Source organism: Roseibium sp. MMSF_3412, assembly GCF_030733265.1.
Classification (GTDB): Bacteria; Pseudomonadota; Alphaproteobacteria; order Rhizobiales; family Stappiaceae; genus Roseibium.
In genome coordinates this window covers 373,794-391,103 of the sequence record NZ_JASHJI010000004.1, presented here as the reverse complement: position 1 = coordinate 391,103, position 17,310 = coordinate 373,794, and the positions used below count along the sequence as shown (strand labels likewise).

General features: G+C 59.5%; 13 protein-coding genes. 11 read left to right on the top strand and 2 right to left on the bottom strand.

Annotation, left to right across the window (positions count from 1 at the left end; genetic code table 11):
* Positions 1 to 10 precede the first annotated feature (10 nt).
* Positions 11 to 2,902 carry an EAL domain-containing protein gene (locus RBB49_RS10640; protein WP_306142738.1) on the top strand — a complete coding sequence of 964 codons (2,892 nt, stop codon included), beginning with the start codon at positions 11 to 13 and terminating at the stop codon, positions 2,900 to 2,902.
* Between the two features lie 65 nt (positions 2,903 to 2,967).
* On the opposite strand, the gene RBB49_RS10635 is transcribed toward RBB49_RS10640, so the two are convergent.
* Both RBB49_RS10635 and RBB49_RS10630 read right to left on the bottom strand, forming a co-directional pair.
* Positions 2,968 to 3,984: a 2Fe-2S iron-sulfur cluster-binding protein gene (locus RBB49_RS10635; RefSeq protein ID WP_306142737.1), complete on the bottom strand. Its 1,017-nt coding sequence runs from the start codon at positions 3,982 to 3,984 to the stop codon at positions 2,968 to 2,970.
* A 30-nt stretch (positions 3,985 to 4,014) separates the two neighbouring features.
* Positions 4,015 to 5,802, bottom strand: coding sequence for an ethylbenzene dehydrogenase-related protein (locus tag RBB49_RS10630; protein WP_306142736.1), 1,788 nt, complete (start codon positions 5,800 to 5,802; stop codon positions 4,015 to 4,017).
* Positions 5,803 to 6,471: 669 nt separating this feature from the next.
* On the opposite strand from RBB49_RS10630, the gene RBB49_RS10625 reads away from it, so the two are divergent.
* The 10 genes from RBB49_RS10625 to RBB49_RS10580 all read left to right on the top strand — a co-directional run bounded on the left by RBB49_RS10625 (position 6,472) and on the right by RBB49_RS10580 (position 17,214).
* A complete protein-coding gene (locus tag RBB49_RS10625) occupies positions 6,472 to 7,842 on the top strand; it encodes a V-type ATP synthase subunit B (RefSeq protein WP_306142735.1) in 1,371 nt (456 codons plus the stop codon).
* The gene (locus tag RBB49_RS10620) at positions 7,842 to 8,465 is read left to right on the top strand and encodes a V-type ATP synthase subunit D (RefSeq protein ID WP_306142734.1); all 624 of its coding nucleotides are present in this window, start codon (positions 7,842 to 7,844) and stop codon (positions 8,463 to 8,465) included. Before RBB49_RS10625 ends, RBB49_RS10620 begins: the two co-directional genes overlap by 1 nt.
* Positions 8,462 to 10,255: a V-type ATP synthase subunit I gene (locus tag RBB49_RS10615; protein WP_306142733.1), complete on the top strand. Its 1,794-nt coding sequence runs from the start codon at positions 8,462 to 8,464 to the stop codon at positions 10,253 to 10,255. Before RBB49_RS10620 ends, RBB49_RS10615 begins: the two co-directional genes overlap by 4 nt.
* Positions 10,252 to 10,701, top strand: coding sequence for an ATP synthase subunit C (locus tag RBB49_RS10610; protein WP_306142732.1), 450 nt, complete (start codon positions 10,252 to 10,254; stop codon positions 10,699 to 10,701). The genes RBB49_RS10615 and RBB49_RS10610 overlap by 4 nt, the downstream gene beginning before the upstream one ends.
* Before the next feature lie 9 nt (positions 10,702 to 10,710).
* Positions 10,711 to 11,412, top strand: coding sequence for a hypothetical protein (locus RBB49_RS10605; protein ID WP_306142731.1), 702 nt, complete (start codon positions 10,711 to 10,713; stop codon positions 11,410 to 11,412).
* A 2-nt stretch (positions 11,413 to 11,414) separates the two neighbouring features.
* Complete coding sequence (locus tag RBB49_RS10600) at positions 11,415 to 12,158, top strand: hypothetical protein (RefSeq protein ID WP_306142730.1); 744 nt, start codon at positions 11,415 to 11,417, stop codon at positions 12,156 to 12,158.
* A complete protein-coding gene (locus RBB49_RS10595; RefSeq protein ID WP_306142729.1) occupies positions 12,158 to 13,999 on the top strand; it encodes a V-type ATP synthase subunit A in 1,842 nt (613 codons plus the stop codon). The genes RBB49_RS10600 and RBB49_RS10595 overlap by 1 nt, the downstream gene beginning before the upstream one ends.
* A 317-nt stretch (positions 14,000 to 14,316) precedes the next feature.
* Complete coding sequence (locus RBB49_RS10590; protein WP_306142728.1) at positions 14,317 to 15,312, top strand: ABC transporter substrate-binding protein; 996 nt, start codon at positions 14,317 to 14,319, stop codon at positions 15,310 to 15,312.
* A 124-nt stretch (positions 15,313 to 15,436) separates the two neighbouring features.
* On the top strand, positions 15,437 to 16,735 hold the full coding sequence (locus RBB49_RS10585; protein ID WP_306142727.1) for an SDR family oxidoreductase: 1,299 nt from the start codon (positions 15,437 to 15,439) through the stop codon (positions 16,733 to 16,735).
* Positions 16,735 to 17,214: a DUF2269 domain-containing protein gene (locus RBB49_RS10580; protein ID WP_306142726.1), complete on the top strand. Its 480-nt coding sequence runs from the start codon at positions 16,735 to 16,737 to the stop codon at positions 17,212 to 17,214. Before RBB49_RS10585 ends, RBB49_RS10580 begins: the two co-directional genes overlap by 1 nt.
* Positions 17,215 to 17,310 lie beyond the last annotated feature (96 nt).

Genomic DNA, 17,310 nt, shown 5'->3' with positions numbered 1-17,310 from the left:
CTAAGCGAACATGATACGGCACTCCTCACTGTTCTGGCATTTCACATACGGCGCTGTGTTCACAGCGCTGTGTGCCTTTGCCGGTCTGATCGGCCTGGTGGCCTATCAGCTTGAGGACAGCATGACCCGGCAACAGGGAGAATTGTTGAAGCTGTCACAATCCCGCCTGCTGGAAATGCTGACGGCCGACGTCAAGCTGGCGGGAAAACGGCTGGAGTTTCTGTTTGAGGACAGGGTGCGCAGGGTCAGCGCTATTGCGGCCGATCCCAATATCGGCAAGGCGATCGAATCGCGCAACAATGTCGCCATGTCGGAATTGCTGGGTCCGATTGCCGAACTCGACGACATTGACGGTATCGTCGTTCTTGACGAAAAGGCGCGTGTCATCGGGGCATCGTCCTACGAAAGCGATCTGGTTTCACTCGGATCGAAACTGCCGTCACTGACCTTCTTCAGCGAAATCGAGCGCTCGCTTAACGAAAGCATGCCGGGTGACTCGATCACATATTCCGGTGTTCTGCCGAAGGACGAGTCGCAGGTTTTTGTCCCCGGCAGAAACGTGAACGCCGTATCGCAAGTGATCTTCGTACCTGTTTACGACGAGTTCGGATACGTCATTGGCGGTCTTCTCGCACAGCGCTGGCTGCGTGAAACAGAGCCCATGCTGACCAACCTGACCGATATCAACGCATTCGGCCTGGCCGTCGTCCATGATGGCGAGATCATCTCCAGAGCGAGCTTCGACGGCAGGATCAGCGACATAGAGCGATCGCCTGACAATCTCAACATCACGTCGAATGGCAGCAATGTCATCAAGTGCGGCATACCCATCAGTCCGATCTCGATCTGCGCGTTGCTGCCGATCGAGCAGTTGACCGAAACGCAGAACGAACTCACCAGGATCGGCACGGAAGAAGAAGCCAAGCTTCTCAAGCGCCTGTTCCTGTTTGGCCTCCTGGCCCTCGTCGCCTTTGCCGCGGTCGCTTTCCTCTTGTCCCGGCAGATCACCTGGCCCTTGACCAAGATCACCCGTGTCCTGTCCGGTATCGCGGCGGGAGACTTTGAGAACCAGGTGGTCGGAACCGAACGGCTTGACGAAGTCGGAGACATTGCGAGATCGGTTGTCTCGTTGCAGAGGTCCGTGAAGGAACGGGACGCCTTGCGGGTCCGGGTGCACGAGAAGAATTCCATCCTGAGATCGCAGGAAGCCAAGCTGAGAGAGCAGAACGTCTTGTTCGATGCGGCACTGAACAATATGTCTCACGGCCTGTGCATGTTCGATTCCAAGGGGAAACTGATCGTTTCCAACCAACGCTACGCGGAATTGTTTGAACTGGACGCGGATACTGTCAGACCGGGAATGACGTCCGCTGAAATTGCGGACGTGCTCGATGTGGAACTGGTCGAGACGGAGGCACCCGTACCTTCAACGCTCAGTTTTTCCCTTGTTCGTTCGAAAGGCGCGACGCAAAGCACGGAAATGGTCAAGATCCGTTCTGGGCGGATCGTTCTCACGACGCGGCAGCCGTTGTGCGACGGCGGCTGGGTCGCGATCTCCGAGGACATTACCGAACGCCAGGAAGCGCGTGACCGCCTAGCCTTCCTCGCACGCCATGACATGCTCACCCAGTTGCCGAACAGGATAGAGTTCAAGGATCAGCTGGAAGCGCTGCTCAATCGTCAGCAGGTTCAAGGCGGCGAGTTCGGCATCCTGTGTCTGGACCTTGATGAATTCAAGACGGTCAACGATTCCCTCGGCCATCCGATCGGTGACGAATTGCTTCGCCAGGTGGCCGAACGTCTGCGGGAACTGATCAGCGAACGCGAACTCGTTGTGCGGCTCGGCGGCGACGAGTTTGCAATTCTGACGAACCTTCCCGCCGACCTCTATGCGATCGACGAATTGGCCCAATCGGTCATCTGGGAACTGTCCAAGCCGTTCCAGGTTGCCGATCATGAAATCGTCATCGGGGTCAGTGTCGGCATTTCCGTTTCACAGGGGGCAGCGGTCCCCGCCGATGAACTCTTCAAGCAGGCAGACCTTGCTCTTTACCAGGCAAAAGAGGACGGACGGAACACGCACCGCTTCTTCGAAGCGGAAATGGGGACCGCGGTCAACGAACGAAGAGAGCTGATCACGGATCTGCGGCACGCAATTTCGAACGGACAGCTCGAGCTCTACTTCCAGCCGCAATATTCGTTGGCAAATCACACGGTCACCGGTTTCGAGGCACTGGTGCGCTGGCGTCATCCGGAACGCGGAATGGTTCCGCCGATGGAGTTCATTCCTCTGGCCGAAGATACCGGGCTGATCGTTCCCCTTGGCGAATGGGTTCTGAACGAGGCCTGCCGGCAGGCAGCGCTGTGGCCCGATCACCTGCGGGTTGCGGTCAATCTGTCGCCGCGCCAGTTGAGGGGTCATTCCTTCGGCCCGGTCCTGATCAGTGCGCTCACGAAGTCCGACCTGAGGGCGGACCGACTTGAACTGGAAGTCACGGAAAGCGTTCTCCTGATTGAATCCGAGGAAATTCTCGATGCCTTGCACCAGGCGAAACTGCTTGGTGTGAAGATCTCGATGGACGATTTCGGAACCGGCTATTCGTCGCTGAGCTACCTGCGGAGATTCCCGTTCGACAAGATCAAGATCGACCAGTCCTTCGTCAGGTCCATGGCGTACTCGGACGAATCCGTTTCAATCGTCAAGGCGGTCATAGACCTGGCGAAAAACCTCGACATGACGACAACGGCGGAAGGCGTTGAAACCGAGCTCTTGCTTGAAATGCTGAAGGACATCGGCTGCACGGACGCACAGGGATATTTCCTTGGTCATCCGATGCCCGTATCGGACCTGGAAGAACTACTGTTCGAATGCCGGGACGTTATCTCCACAGCCGCGCAATAGGTCCGCGCAAGCCGGAACGGACGATCAGGCGCGGCTGCGCTTGTGTGCGGATCCGGGCTCCCTGATCATCCGGCTGCAGCAGCGGCAAATGGCATCTTGGCCTTGCGCAGCAGGGACGACGCCAGCAATTTGAGATTGCTGCTTTCCTCGGCCACGAAGAACGGGTCCGCATAGAAGGTTGCGCCTGCGTCGCGGGCGACATCCCGAGTTGCCTCGACATGTGAGGGCGCGCCTGCGGAATAGATCACGTGATCAGCCGTCAGTTCTCCAAGAAGTTCGTAGGGTCTGGAGGCCATGACAGTGTCACCGTCGCCGTCGCTCGCCGTCAGCGTCACGGAAATGCCCTGGTTGCGAAGCCAGCGGATGGCGTCTCGCATGTAAAGACCGTCCCGCGTCCTGGAACCGACGATCAGCCTGATATCCCTGTCGGGCTGGCCCAGAATGGCTGCCACGGCAATCGACCAGATGGGGGCAAACCCTGTTCCTGTCGACGTGAGAACGATCGGCTCAGGCTGCCGCCGCAGAAAACCGTTGCCGAAGGGGCCACGCAGCTTGACCTTGTGTCCGGGCGCAATCTCCGTACCGAGCTTCGAGGAGACGATGCTGTTGGGATAGACCTTGATGTGAAAGACGATGACGTCTTCTTCCGCATCGAGATTGAGCGGAGTGGTCGGGCTGTAGTCCCGCGCCGGGTAGCCGGAAAACGTCGCCCGCAGGTATTGGCCCGGCAACCAGGTCACGGGCTTGACCGTCTTGACCCGGACCTCGAGATAGTCGTCCTTGATTTTCCGGATATTCGCTACCGTGCCTTTGACGGTCTTGACGATCGGCACGGGGTCATACGAGATCTCCGCATCGCCTTCCAGAACCGCGAGACAGCCGAGGACCGTGCTCTTTTCTTCCGTGCCGAAGGCATCGACATTACCGTTCAGCACGCGCACGCGGCAGGTTTCGCATTGGCCCGAACAACAGTCATGCGGCAGAACCAGACGCCCGCCAAGGCCTGCGTCAATCAGGGTATCACCGACATTCGCCTTTATCTTCTTTCCGTTGATGGTAACGGTGCAGGTGCTTTTCGACATGAGGGGTGTCCGTGCTGATGCGTTGCTTTGTCAGTTGAATGTCAGGCGAACCGGCCGCGAATGGCGGGTGTGCCGGGTCTGGTTGTGGTCGAAGACCGAGAGCCAGACAAACAGGCCGTCTTCCATGGGCAGGTCCTGGTGGTTGCCCGTGTCCATGTCCCGGATCACTTCCAGCGTCCAGTAGCCGTCCTGCCATTTGGCGCCACCGTCGAGGTCGGCGCGGCTGCCGAGATATTCACCCGTGATCAGAACGCCTGGAATGACGGTGTCGACCGGGATCTCGGCGTCTTTTTCCTCTGAATAAGGAACGCTCTCGTTGTCGAACATCCACCACTGAGAGCCCTCGTCATCCGTTGCTTCGATCTCCATGTCGAGGTGGCCCATCAGAGCAGCTGTCTTCTTGAAGTCGACGGGAAGGCGCAGGACGTCCACCGTGCCCTGATAGTCGGAGCCGGACTGTTTCTTGTAGTTGTAGACGTAGAAGGACTTTCCCTCGTCTGCTCCATATCCGGCGCTGTAGCGCTTCTTGCCGGCGACCTGGGCCTCGCTCGGTTCAAGTGGCGTGCCGAACCACATGTCGTCCACCTTGCCCAGCATGCCGCCGCGCGACGCCTTCCACTGCCAGACGTCGATGAGGCTGCCGTCCGTCGTGTAATGCAGGCCCCGCTTGTGCAGGGAAGCCGGTTTGTCGCCCAGAGGCTTGGGGCCCATGTGAGTGGAATCGCCGCCGCCAAACGCATCCGTTTTTGAGAAAGCGACCGAGAATTTGTCCTCGTAATAGGCCGTTTCGTCGGAGATGTCGGCCCGGTTGTTGAGCATGCGCCAGCCGTCTTCGGTCTTGATGAGCGGATGTCTTTTCAAGGAGCGGTTTGCATCCTCCCAGCGGAATGCAAAGGCAATCTTGTCGCCGACCTGCGCCGCGCGCACCTCGACTGTGGATTCGCCCGTTCCTTCCAGTCCTGCACCCTGGTGGGTGCGCACGAATACCGGACGTGCGTCTTGCCACGCGGCGTCGTCGAGAACACCGTCAAGCTTCGGCAGCGCCGATGCCTGTGAGACGTAAAGATCCCCGCGGGTGCCGAGGTCGAGTGCTACGGCGCCTGCGATCACCACAGCCCCGAGCGCCAGCGACTTCAGCAGCGGGTAACGGCCCATGCCGGCGAAGTATCTCAGCGGTTGAGGTCTGAACAGGCGCAGCAACTGGGCGACGCCGCCGTAAAAATAGTGCAGGACGACATGCACCACGATGTAGCCCATGACGGTCAGTGCCGAAACGTAGTGCACAGTCACCCAAAGGCCGCCATGTCCGAGATAGAGAAGGACGCCTGTTGCGGTCAGCGTGAGAATGGCGCCGAAAAGCAGCCAGTAGGCGATCACGTTCACCGCGGCGATGCGCAGCTTGTTGCTTGCGGGAAGGGACAGGACGACGATCTTCTTGGATGAGATCCGCCGCTTCAGCCGTGCTGCGGACATGTAGGCCGCGTAAGCGAAAATCAGCGCCAGAACGAAGACAGCGGAGAGATAGTGCCACGTCCAGATCTCGCCTTGAGGCAGGATCGGTTCGAAAAGTTTCGAGAACCAGGCGCCTTCGGCATCCGCAGACAGGCGCAGTCCGGTCACGAGGCTGGTGACGATGGCAATGACGAGGGTCCAGTGCAGCAGGATCGTGCCGAGGTCGCTGCGCACGACCGCTTTGTTGTCTTCGTGACCATTGGATGACTGGCCGCTCCGGCCGCGGTGCGGACTTGTAAACTTGCGTTCTGTCGAGCTTGGTGGCGGGGTAAGTTTCAGACTTTGGTCGTTTGCTTGGTCCGTCAATTTGCTCTCCACACACGCAGTAATAGCAAGAATTCCGAAAACATCCGAATTCGAGCAAAACTCATTTTTTTCTTTAGCAGCAAGTTAACAGAACATTAATTTAACAAAAAAAGAAATAGAAAAATGGCCAGCGTGCCCAGATTTATGCATTTTGAAATTTAATGAATGCATTGATTCAGTTCATAAATTACGTATGGGAAGCAATAACCAATAATTGTGGGTCAGGTTGTATTTGTTTCTGGAAAATTGACGAGTGAAGCGGTGAGAAGCGCTTGAATACATCCATTTTTCTGCGACCAAATCGGTCTTCACCTTATTTACTGGCTAAGGCAAGGCCAGGCAAAGACCTGCGAATGTCGGTCGCGATGGCCCGCGCTGCGGCTTTTGTCTATCGTTGTTTCATGCCGATAGGCTGCCAGAGGCAGCGCCGGAAAAGAGACTGGCAGCGCACAAAAACCGGCGCGGAAATGATCCAGGTCATACGCGTGTTGTCCTTTGTCACTTAACTTCGTTCCAGTTGATATCGAAGCCGCGTTGTTTCGCTACCGTTCGGTTGTATCGGAGCGGGAATGGTGCCTAAGATGTTGTTACTGGGTGTCGTCGGATCCGTCTGCAGACATCCGCCATGAATAATTAAGTCCAGATGCCTTTCGCATTCGGGGAGTAACAATGCTCGTCTCTCACACCCGCATTGTCGATATTGTAGGCGACATCATTCGGATACAGGTTTCCTCATCCAACAGCGAGTCGGAGGGGCGGCCTTGTCTTGGGGATCTCGCCCTGGTGGAAACAGGCGACGGGACTTCGTCGCTTGCCCAGGTGATCAACATCGACGCCGACATGGTGTCGCTTCAGGTCAATTCCGGCACCAAGGGTCTTGCCAACAACGCGTCCGTCCGGTTTCTCGGCGAAGCGGCAAAAGTCACCTATTCCGATAACATTCTGGGCCGCGTGTTTGACGGTGCGGGCCATCCGATCGATCAGGGGCCGGATTTGTCAAGCGACCCCACCGTGCCGATTGGCGGTCCGTCGGCCAATCCGATGAAGCGTGTTCTTGCATCGCGTATGATCCGTACGGACGTGCCGATGATCGATATCTTCAATTGCCTTGTCGAGAGCCAGAAGATCCCGATCTTTTCGGTCTCCGGTGAGCCTTACAACCCGTTCCTGGCGCGGATAGGAATTCAGGCGGATGCCGACATTGTCGTCTTCGGCGGTCTTGGGCTGATTTTCGACGACTACGCCTTCTTCAGGAAGCAGTTCGAGGACGCTGGCGTCTTTCCACGCACGGTGATGTTCATCAACCAGGCGTCCGATCCTGTCGTGGAGCGTCTGCAGGTGCCGGACATGGCCCTGGCTGTTGCAGAAAAATTCGCGGTTGAGGAAGGCAAGCGCGTCCTGGTCCTGTTGACGGACATGACCGCCTTCGCCGATGCCATGAAGGAAGTTTCCATCGCCATGGAGCGGGTGCCGGCAAACCGGGGTTACCCGGGAGACCTCTACTCCCAGCTTGCGCGGCGATACGAAAAGGCGTGTGATTTCAAAGGATCGGGCTCCGTGACGATCCTGACCGTGACCACGATGCCCGGCAACGATGTCACGCATCCGGTGCCTGACAACACCGGTTACATTACCGAGGGCCAGTTCTATCTGCACAGCGGCGTCATTGATCCTTTCGGCTCGCTGTCCCGCTTGAAGCAGCACGTGATCGGAAAGGTCACCCGCGAAGACCACAACCAGATCATGAACACGATGATCCGCTTCTATTCCGGGGCACGCGACGCGGAACAGAAACAGTCCATGGCGTTCGAATTATCCGATTACGACCGTCAGCTGCTCAAATTCGGAGCGCTCTTCCGCAAGCGGTTCATGGACATTGAGGTGTCCAGGCCACTTGAGGAGGCGCTGGATCTGTGCTGGCAGACGCTCGCCGAGTGCTTTGAACCGGAACAGCTGTTGATGAAGCAGGGTCTGATCGACAAGTATTTTCCGGGCAGGACGGCACAGATCGCCAATACCGATGACGAGGCGGTCGCCTGATGGCAAAGCTTGCGCTGAACAAGTCCTCGCTTGCCCGGGAAAGCACCCAGCTTGCCGAGTACAGGCGTTTCCTGCCGTCTCTGGAACTGAAGCGCCTGCAGATCATGGCCGAGCGCGCCAAGGCAAAGGAGACCCTTGCCCGGCTCGAGCGGGACTATGAGCAGCGGTTCGTCGATCTGGCCGCGTCCCTTCCGATGATCGCCAACACGCATGTTCCCCTTGAGGGACTGGTGACGCTCAAGGAAGCGGAGCGAGGCGAACAGAACCTGTCGGGCACCATTCTGCCGGTTCTGGAGGACATCGACATTGAAACCAGGCCCTATTCGCTGCTCGCCCGGCCGCACTGGGTCGATCCGTATGTCGACGGCATGAAGGATCTGTTGCGCCTGAACCTGGAACGGGATGTTGCGCGCGAACGGATCGAGAAGCTCGTCGAGGCCGAAGCCGTCATTTCCAGAAGGGTCAACCTGTTCGAAAAGGTCCTGATCCCGAAAGCGGAACAGAATATCAAGAAGATCCGCATGGCGCTTGCCGACGCAGAACGGGATGCGGTCGTGCGCGCCAAGATCTCCAAGCGCAAGACGGCGGCCCGGAGCGCGCAAGAAAGGATGGCAGAGCTGTGACCATCGTTCCGCTTGCAAAGGTCAGTCTGGTCGGCATTCTCGACGACAAGGAAAAGGTGCTGGAAGCGGCCCAGTCGTTCGGCATGCTGCACCTGATCCCGCTGAGTTCCGCGCAAAAGGAACTCGAAGCCGTTCCGGCCGGGCTCGGGCGCGAATCCTCCGAAGCCCTGCGCTGGCTGCTGGAGTGTCCCGTCCAGCGCCGTCCGGTGACCGAACCGGATGATTTCGATCTGGAAGAAGTGGTCTCCGAGGCTTTGTCCAATCGCAAGTCGCTCAAGGAATGCCGGGACCGGCTCGAACAGCTTGACCGCCGGATCAGGGACGTCGAACCGTGGGGTGAATTCAGCTTTTCCGAACTGACGGAAATCGGCGACAACAGGCTGTGGTTCTACGTTGTGCCTGCCGGCAAGCTGAAGCAGGTCCACCCGGCCGGCAAGGTCATGGAAATCGTCCACCGGGACAAGTACCGGGCATATGTCGTTCTGCTTTCTCCGGACGAACCGCCGGCCGGCGCCATGCCGGTGCCGCGTGTGCATGTGGGCGCTTTGTCGCTGTCGCAGCTCAGGCGCCGCTACGAACGGGCAGCTGTCGCGCTTGAGGAACTGGAACTCGAGCGGCAGCTTCTGACGAAATGGCGCTTCCTGCTGGCCCGGAATCTGGCTGCTGCACGCGACCAGTCGCGCCGGCGACGTGCGGCGCTCGAGACGGCCGACAGCGAACGGCTGTTCGTGATGCAGGCCTGGGCGCGCAAGGACCAGAGGGATGAGATCCAGGATCTCGCCGATACGCTCGGCCTGGCGGCGCTGTTTGACGACGTCTCAGACGCGGACAAGCCGCCAACGCTGCTCGAAAACGCCCGGCCGATGGAAGGCGGGGAGGACCTGGTCGAGTTCTACCAGACCCCCGGCTACCGGGACTGGGACCCGTCCGCCATCGTCTACGTATCATTCATCCTGTTCTTCGGCATGATCATGACCGATGCAGGCTACGGATTGCTGCTCCTGCTTCTGCTCTTTCTGTTCCGCCGGCGGTTTACGGGATCTCCGCTGGGGCTGCGGATGTTCCGCATGTCCGCCTGGCTCATGATTTCGACAACGGCCTTCGGCGTCGCAACGGGGAGTTATTTCGGCATCGCGCCGCCCCCTGGAAGTTTTCTCGGGCATCTCAAGGTCATGAACCTGAAGGACGTCGACACGATGATGAAAATCACGCTGACGATCGGTGTCGTTCACATCGTTCTTGCCAACCTTATGCGCGCTGTTCACGAAACGACACCGAGCGGCCGTTTCCAGCCTTTGGGCTGGTGTCTTGTGGCGCTTGGAGGGCTTGCCACCTTCCTCGGTCAGGAGACCATGCTGGCCACTCTCGGCCCGGCTGCCGTCGTCGCCGGACTGCTTATGGTCGGTTTCTTCGGCAGTGACCGCAAGGTGGACTCGGTCAAGTCCGGGGGGCTGCGGCTTTTCGATGGTCTGGCGGCGCTCGCCCGCATCGTGAACATCTTTTCCGACGTTCTGAGCTACATGCGTCTGTTTGCGCTCGGCCTTGCGGCTGCATCGCTCGCGGAAACCATCAATTCGCTGTCCGGGCAGCTGAACCAGGCCGTGCCGGGGATCGGCATTCTGATCGCCATCCTGGTTCTGGCCATCGGCCACGCCATCAACATCGGGCTCGGCCTGATTGCCGGCTGCGTCCACGGACTGCGTCTGAATGTCATTGAGTTTTTCAATTGGGGTCTGAAAGACGAAGGCAAGCCCTTCCGGTCTTTCAAGAAAGAGGAGACACGCCTGTGAACGAATTCGTTGTGGCTCTCGGTTGGTTCGGACTTTACGCGCCGGTGGCGCTCGGCGCGATCGGCAGTGCCTGGGGGTGCGCGCTCGGCGGCAGTGCCGCCATTGGCGCGATGCTGGACAGTGACGGCGGTTACGGCCGGTTCATCGGTGTCTCGCTCATGCCGTCGTCTCAGGTGATCTACGGCATCGTCATCATGTTCTCGCTGCAGCAATCGAGTGTCGATGCCGCGAATGGGGCGGCCCTGTTCGGGATCGGCGTCCTGTCGGGATTCACGATGATGATCACCGGTATCCGCCAGGGCGAGGTTCTCGCTTCGGCGATCCACGCGTCCAAGGCGAAGCCGGAAATCTTCGGGATATCGCTGGCACCGGCAGCGGTGCTGGAGGGTTTCTCGGTTTTCGCGCTGGTCTTTGCGCTGGTTCTGGCCGGTTCGATCCCGAGTTAGGAGGCTGTCATGTCCAAGGAAAACGGATCGGCAGATCTTGAAAACGCGGCCGGCGCGGGCGTTCAGGCCCTGATAGACCGGTTGAAGTCGGAAGGCGTTTCCGCCGGCCAGTCCGAGGGCGACGAAATCCTGTCCAAGGCCAGGGCCAAGGCGGACGAGATCGTGTCGGAGGCGCAAAAACGTGCCGATGCGCTGCTCGCCGATGCCAGGGCCGAGGCGGCCAGGGAAAAGGCCGCAACAGAAGACGGCCTCAAGGTCGCGGCCCGCGATCTGGTCCTGAGCCTCAGGAACGAACTGGGCGACAGGATCCAGCAGGAAGCCGGACGGCTCGTCGGCACGACGCTCGGGGACGAGCAGTTCCTGGAAAAACTCATTCTGGCAATGGCGGGCAATGCCAAGGACAACGCTTCGGTCGTCGATACGGAACCCATGGAAATCGTATTGCCGGAAAAGGTGGTCACCTTCGAGGAATTGAAGCAGTCGCCGGAGGCGGTCGAGCCCGGAACACTGACGCATTTTGTCATTGCCCTGGCAGGAGAGGCCTTGCGCGACGGGGTCACTTTCTCGACGGCCCCCGGCTTTGACGGGATCAAGGTGAAGCTGACGGATCGAAACGTCTCGATCGATCTCACCGAAGAGGCGATCGCCACCCTGTTGAAGCGGCACCTACAGCCACGCCTGCGCGCTGTCATGGAAGGGGTGCTCAGGTAATCATGTCCCGTCCGCACCAGTATATTTCGCTCGTCACAAGCTTTCCGCACCTGGGCAAACTGTTCACGCGGAAAGAAGTGCCGATTTCGCAGTTCCGGTTGAAGCAGCGGCTGTCGATGCTCGAAGACGAGCACGCGCGCCTGCTGAGGGAACTGGTCGAGATCACGGCCTGGGCTGGTGTCGCGAAATACGACGAGGACGTCGAGGTCATCGCGCGGGCGAAACAGGTCATGGAAGACCTCAGGGATTATCCGGATCTGCAGCATCTCGTCGGTACGCGCATGGAAACCCGCACGCTGATCGCGGCTTTGCGGCGTCGGCATGCAGGACAGGAAACCGCCGGTGACATAGCCGCGTGGGGGTACGGGCGCTGGTGTGGCCGCATCAAGTCCAATTGGAGCGACCCGGCTTTCGGCCTGGGTCATTTCATGTCCTGGATCGCGGAGGCGCACCGACTGATGCGCGCCGGAGATCACATCGCCCTGGAACGGCTGACCCTGACCGAGGTTTTCCGGCAACTCGATCACTATGGCGCGCTGCATGAGTTCGATTTCGAGGCCGTGGCCATCTACGTGCTGCGCTGGGTGATTGTCGAACGCTGGTCCCGCTACGGTGAAGAAGCCGCAAGGACCCGATTGCAGGCGCTCGTCTCGGCAGCGCTGCGCGGCAATGAAACGCCTGAACCGATTGCCGGGGGCAGTGATTTTCTTTCAGACAGAACACCATCTCTAGAGGGAGCCTCTTGATGACAAGCCATGTCCAGCTTCCGGAACCGACAGCCCAGGTCATCGCTGTGCAGGATGATCTTGTAACGCTTGCACCGCTTGAGAATGCGCCGCTGATCAAGAACGAAGTGGTCTACATCATTCCGCATGGACCCGAGCGTGACGGCAAGCCGCGCGAGTATCTCAAGGCCGAGGTGCTGCGTGTGCGCGGCAAGTCGGCGGAGGCGCAGGTCTTTGAAAGCACGTCCGGCGTCAGGGTTGGCGACAAGGTCATCCAGAGTGGGGAAATGCTGTCGGTGGCCCTCGGCCCGGGTCTGCTGAGCACCGTTTTTGACGGCCTGCAGAACCCGCTCGCCAACATTGCCGCTGAACACGGGTTCTTCCTGCCGCGCGGCGTGTTGACCAACGTGCTCGATGAGAACAGGAAATGGGCCTTTGAACCCAAGGTGAAGGCCGGCGATCCGGTCAAGGCGGGCGATACGCTGGGCACCGTTCCCGAAGGCCGCTTTGAGCACAAGGTGATGGTCCCCTTTTCCCTGCGTGGCAACTGGTCCGTGGAGCGCATTCGCGAAGGCACCTTCACGATCAGCGAGATTGTCGTCACGCTCAAGAACGATCGCGGCGAAACCCGCGACCTGACCATGGTTCAGCACTGGCCAGTACGGCGCGCGATTCCCGAAGGTCTGGTCAAGGCCGGACAGAGCGAGCGTCTCTATCCGAGCGAACCGCTCATCACGACCCTGCGCCTGATCGACACGTTCTTCCCGATTGCCCGCGGCGGGATGGGCTGCATTCCCGGCCCGTTCGGCGCGGGAAAGACGGTTCTGCAATCCCTGATCTCCCGGTTCTCTGCGGTCAACATCGTGATTGTTGTCGCCTGCGGCGAGCGTGCGGGTGAGGTCGTGGAAACCATTACCGAGTTCCCGCATCAGCCTGACCCCTCGGGCGACGGCACGCTGATGGACCGGACCGTGATCATCTGCAACACCTCGTCCATGCCGGTGGCGGCACGCGAGGCGTCCATCTATACCGGCATCACGCTGGGCGAATACTACCGGCAGATGGGATATGACGTCCTTCTGATCGCGGACAGCACGTCGCGATGGGCCCAGGCGATGCGCGAGACCTCCGGACGACTTGAAGAGATTCCGGGCGAAGAGGCGTTCCCCGCCTATCTCGATTCCTCGATCAAGGGTATCTACGAGCGCGCCGGCGTCCTGAAGACGGCCACCGGCGATACCGGCAGCCTGACCATGATCGGAACCGTTTCGCCCGCAGGTGGCAATTTCGAGGAGCCGGTCACCCAGTCAACGCTCGGCACCGTCAAGACTTTCCTCGGGCTTTCGTCGGAACGCGCCTACAAGCGCTTTTATCCTGCGGTCGATCCTCTGCTCTCCTGGTCCCGCTATCATACGCAACTCGGAGACTGGTACGCGGACAACATCGGTCCCGACTGGGTGCCGAAGGTCGAGGAGATGATTGACCTGCTGCGCAAGGGAGATGAGATCACCCGCATGATGCAGGTCACCGGCGAGGAGGGTGTATCCACGGAGGACTTTGTCCTGCAGCAGAAGGCGCTTTTCCTCGACATGGTCTATCTGCAGCAGGATGCTTTCGACGACGTCGATGTCTCCGCGCCGCTGACCCGTCAGCAGGAGACCTTCAACCTTGTCTACACGATCGCGACCACCGAGTTTGCCTTCGAGGACAAGGACGCCGTCCGAAAGTTCTTCACCGAGCAGACCTCCCTCTTCAAGAACCTCAACTACTCCGCGGATGGCAGCAATGAACGCGAAGACCTGCGCGGGCGTATCGAGGCTCTGCTGCACGAAGCGCCCGGCGCTCTTGATGCGTCTGCATGATGATCGGTCGGAGACGGGCATGTGCTTGCCAAACGACGGATGGATGCGGGCATCATGGCGTCTGGCGTGCAAAACTGCATGGAAATGGGGCTTGACCAAAAAATAACCTTGACCATTGGTGCGGCAGCTTTCTAAATTTTCTTGACCATTTGGTCAGATCGATTGTCGAGAAGGCAAAATGCCCCTACGGTCGATATTGGCCAATTTGCTGCAGCCCGGGAGACCGGTTGGGACCCGTTCGTACAGGCGGCTTGCAGAGGTACACAAAACCAGAGAAGGATCCGGCCACATGAGCAGGGTCCATAACCAGTAGGGGAATGGCAATGAAGACGTTGAAAAGTCTTGCGCTTGTATCTGCATTGGGAGCAGGCCTGATTTCAGGTGCGGCCCAGGCGGCGGACGAGCTGACTTTGCAGCTCAAGTGGGTCACTCAAGGCCAGTTTGCAGGTTACTACGTTGCAAAAGACAAGGGATTTTATGACGAGGAAGGGCTTGATGTGACCATCAAGCCGGGCGGCCCGGACATTGCGCCGCCGCAGGTGATCGCCGGCGGTGGTGCTGACGTGATCATCGACTGGATGCCGTCGGCACTGGCTTCGCGTGAGAAGGGCGTGCCGCTCGTCAACATCGCACAGCCGTTCAAGAAGTCGGGCATGATGCTGACCTGCCGCAAGGACACCGGAATTGCATCGCCGGACGACTTCAAGGGCAAGACGCTCGGTGTCTGGTTCTTCGGCAACGAGTATCCGTTTCTGTCCTGGATGAGCCAGCTTGGCATTCCGACGGATGGCAGCGATGGCGGAGTGACGGTTCTCAAGCAGGGCTTCAACGTTGATCCGATCCTGCAGAAGCAGGCGGACTGCATCTCGACCATGACCTACAACGAGTATTGGCAGGTGATCGACGCGGGCATTCCGGAAGACGAACTCGTTGTCTTCAAATACGAAGACCAGGGCGTCGCGACTTTGGAAGACGGGCTCTACGTTCTGGAAGACAGCCTGGAAGATCCGGAGATGGTCGACAAGCTGGCCCGTTTCGTGCGCGCATCCATGAAAGGCTGGGCTTACGCGGCTGAAAACCCGGAGGAAGCTGCGGAAATCGTTCTGGAAAACGATGCCACGGGTGCCCAGACCGAAAAACACCAGATCCGCATGGTTGGTGAGATCATCAAGCTGGTCGATGGGTCCGACGGCAAGCTGGACATGAGTGCGTATGATCGCACGGTCAAGTCGCTGCTTGCCGGCGGCTCCGACCCGGTTATCACCAAGGAGCCGGAAGGCGCAACGTCCACGGCAGTGACGGACAAGCTCTGAGACGGTTTTAAGAAAACCTGACATCAGCGACGAAAAGGCCGCCTGCCCTGGCGGCCTTTTTGCATTAAAAAGGTCATCCGTGCAGCTGAATGATCCTGCACATACCGCCGTGGGGGCAATGCGGATGAAGAAGACAGCTGTTGTACTCGGTGCCTACGGCTTCATCGGGGCGGCTTGCGTAAAGGCGCTGCGGAGCCAGGGCTTCTCCGTCACGGGCATCGGCCGTTCCCGGGAAGCGGCAGCGAAAATGCCACCCGGTATCGAATGGGTATTCAGGGACATCGCGGAGGTTTCTCCAGGTGACTGGAAACGTCTCCTTCAGGGAGCAGACGTTGTCGTCAATGCATCGGGCGCCCTGCAGGATGGCGCGCGCGACAACCTGGCGGCCATCCACGAAACGGCGATCCGGAGCATCTGCGAGGCTCTGGCGGGCAGCGAGACAAGGTTCGTGCAGATTTCGGCCGCCGGTGTTGCAGAGGACGCTCCAACCGACTTCTTCCGCAGCAAGGCGCGCGGCGATGCCATCCTCATGGCGTCCGATATTGACTGGATCGTCCTGCGTCCTGTTCTGGTTGTCGGTGCGCAGGCCTATGGCGGCACAGCCTTGTTGCGGGCCGCCGCCGCCTTCCCCCTGGTTCAGACCATGATCGTGCCGAAAGCGGTGATCAGGACAGTCGACGTTGAAGATCTGGCCGCGGCCGTTGCCGAGACTGCGGACGGGAGGCTCGGCAGCCGTTTTGTGGCCGACCTTACCGAGGATGGGGGGCAGACTTTCGCGGAACTGACGCAGGCTGTCCGCCGCTGGCTGGGATATCCGGCCTGGCGGTACAGGCTGACGCTGCCGGATTGGTCGGTCAGGCTCGCCGGCAGGATCGCGGATGCTCTTGGATGGCTCGGCTGGCGCTCACCGCTCAGAACGAATGCGCTGTTGTCGCTCCAGGGCGGCATTACCGGCGACCCGGCGGTCTGGAAGAACGTCGGAGGTCAGGCCTTCAGGTCCCTCAGCGAGACACTGGAGCATCTGCCGGCAACGGCACAGGAACGCAGTTTCGCTCGGCTTTACCTTTTGCTGCCGCTTGCGATCGGATGCCTGTCGCTGTTCTGGATCCTGTCGGGCGCTATCGGCCTTGTTTCGCTAAAGGCTGCCAAAGCCGTCCTCACAGATCAGGGTGTTTCCCAGTCTCTTGCGGCAACGGCGGTTATCGGCGGATCGATCATCGATCTGATCCTGGGTATCGGTGTCCTCTTCCGGCGCTGGACCAAGCTCGCATGTTTTGGGATGATCGCGGTCTCCTTCGGTTATCTGGGCGCAGGAACACTGCTGACACCGCATCTCTGGCTGGACCCGCTCGGGGTCTTCGTCAAGGTTCTGCCGGCCATCATGCTTGCACTCATCGTCCCGCTCGTTCTGGAGGACCGGTGATGTGGTACGAACTGCTCCGGTTCGCGCATGTGATCGGCGCCTGCGTTCTGCTCGGCACGGGCGCAGGCATCGCCTTCTTCATGGTCATGTCCAACCGGTCCGGCAATCCGGCTCTGATTGCGCATGTTGCAGGGATTGTCGTGCTGGCCGACACGGTCTTCACCGCAACGGCCGCGGTCCTTCAGCCCGTTACCGGGTATCTGCTGACGCGCGAGATCGGCTGGCCGCTCACCGAAGGCTGGGTTCTCCTGTCATTGTGCCTTTATGTGATTGTCGGTGTTTTCTGGTTGCCCGTGGTCCTGATCCAGTTGCGGATGCGCAATCTCGCCGTGATCGCTGCCCGCAGCGGGGAGGCGCTTCCCGATGCGTATCACAGGCTTTACCGGATCTGGTTCGCCTTCGGTTTCCCGGCCTTTGCTTCCGTTCTTGCCATAGTCTGGCTGATGCTGACCCGCCCTGACCTGTCCGGCTGGCTTTGAAAGGTCTCCGGGACCTCAGCCGGAAGGCCGGCGCATAAGGATCCAGACCATGGCACCGATAAAGGCAAAGGTGCCCAGATTCAAAAAAGTATCGAC